This window comes from Mesorhizobium sp. M1E.F.Ca.ET.063.01.1.1, from assembly GCF_003998155.1.
In the GTDB taxonomy this organism is placed as follows: domain Bacteria; phylum Pseudomonadota; class Alphaproteobacteria; order Rhizobiales; family Rhizobiaceae; genus Mesorhizobium.
This window is the reverse complement of record NZ_RZSC01000894.1, coordinates 1-2,191: the sequence shown is the minus strand read 5'-3', so window position 1 is coordinate 2,191 and position 2,191 is coordinate 1. Positions and strand designations below refer to the sequence as shown.

At 66.6% G+C, this 2,191-nt stretch carries 1 protein-coding gene; it reads left to right on the top strand.

The annotated features are described in order from the left end of the window. Positions 1-2,112: alpha-2-macroglobulin (locus EOA29_RS33930; protein ID WP_145969969.1), on the top strand; the 2,112-nt coding region annotated here is incomplete at its 5' end. Positions 2,113-2,191: the final 79 nt, after the last annotated feature.

Sequence of the window (2,191 nt, the reverse complement as noted above, 5' to 3'; positions counted from 1 at the left end):
ATCCGCGACCTCTACGGCCGCCTGATCGACGGCTCGCTCGGCACCACCGGCAAATTGCGGACCGGCGGTGATGGCGCCAACATGCAGTCGCAAGGCAGCCCGCCGACCGAAAAGCTGGTCGCCTTCTTCTCTGGCCCGGTTGAGCTCGACGCCGACGGCAAGGCGCGGGTCGATTTCGACATCCCGCAGTTCAACGGCACGGTGCGCGTCATGGCCGTCGCCTGGACCAAGGAAGCGGTCGGCCACGCCGAGACCGATGTCATCGTGCGCGATCCGGTGGTGATCACCGCCGGCCTGCCGCGCTTCCTGGCGCCCGGCGATGCCGCGACGATGCGGCTCGACATCGCCGACACGGACGGGCCTGCCGGCGACTACAAGCTCTCGGTCGCCACCACCGGCGATCTGTCGACCGGCGACAAGCCCCTGCCCGAGAAGCTGACGCTGACCCAGGGCAAACGGCAGACGCTCTCGTTCCCACTGATCGCGCGAACGGCGGGCGATGCTTCGATCACCGTCAAGCTCGCGCATGACAGTGGGACCGAGGTCGAGCAGACGCTCTATCTGCCGGTGCGCCCGGCGCAGCTTCCGGTCACCAACCGCATGGTGGTCGACCTGAAACCCAATGGCGGCGCGCTTCGCGTCGACAAGGAGCTGCTCGCCGCAAGCGTTCTCGACGGCGCTTCGGTCAGCGTCGGCATCTCCCAGGCAGCTGCCTTTGACGTGCCTTCGCTTCTGATGAGCCTCGACCGCTACCCCTATGGCTGCGCCGAGCAGACCACCAGCCGCGCCATGCCGCTGCTCTATGTCAACGACATGGCCACCAGCATCGGCATGGAGAGCGATCCCGAGCTGCACGGCCGCATCCAGGACGCCGTCTACAAGGTGCTGAGCTACCAGGCCTACAGCGGCAGCTTCGGCCTTTGGGGTCCCGGCTCCGGCGATCTCTGGCTCGACGCCTATGTCAGCGAGTTCCTGACCCGGGCGCGCGAGCAGAAATACGACGTGCCGGCGCAGGCGATGAACCAGGCGCTGAACAACCTGCAGAACTCGCTGGGCTACGACCAGGACGTCCAGGATCGCGGCAGCGAGATCGCTTACGCGCTCTATGTTCTCGCCCGCAACAAGAAGGCCTCGATCGGCGATCTGCGCTACTACGCCGACACGCAGCTCGAAGCCTTCTCCAGCCCGATGGCGGTCGCGCAACTGGCGGCGAGCCTTGCGCTCTATGGCGACACGCAGCGTTCGGAAGCGACCTTCCAGACGGCGCTGCGGCTGGCAAAGGCGAGCACCGAGTACGATTATTATCGCTCGGACTACGGCTCGCCGCTCCGCGATGGCGCGGCGATGCTGGCGCTGGCGGCGGAATCGAAGCCGGTGCCGAGCATCGTGCCGCAGTTGATCCGGCTTGTGGGCCGGGAGCGTGCCGACGCCCGCTGGACGAGCACGCAGGACGAATCCTGGATGCTGCTCGCCGCGCGGGCGCTGAAGGAAGGCAATGATTCCATCACGCTTTCCGTCAACGGCGCGCCGCATTCCGGCGGCTATTCCGACCGTGTCTCCGGCAGCGACCTTGAGGGCCGCCCGCTCACCATCGCCAACACCGGCAAGACGCCGCTGCAGGCGGTGGTCACCGCGGTGGCGGCGCCTGTCGAGCCGCTGCCGGCCGGCGGCGACGGCTTCACCATCGATCGCACCTACTACAGGCTCGACGGCACCGAGGCCAACGTCACCGAGGCCAAGCAGAACGAGCGCTATGTGGTCGTGCTCAAGGTCTATGAGCAGAACAACTGGCCGTCGCGCCTGTTGATCACCGACCTGTTGCCGGCCGGCTTCGAGATCGACAATCCAAGCCTGGTCTCCAGCGCGCAATTGGCGAACTTCTCCTGGCTGGCGCAGACCGACGCCGCTCATCTGGAGTTCCGCGACGACCGCTTCGTCGCCGCCTTCAACCCCAATGAAGGCGACGGCGACCGCAACATCACGCTGGCCTATGTCGTGCGCGCCGTGACACCGGGCACCTTTGCCCATCCGGCGGCGACGGTGGAGGACATGTACCGGCCGCAATATTCGGCCCGTACCGCCTCCGGCATGATGGAGGTCAAGGCGGAGTAGCGATGAAGACGTCGCTGGAATCTTCCTTCTCCCCGTCCCTATACGGGGAGAAGGTGCTGGCAGGCGGATGAGGGGCAGC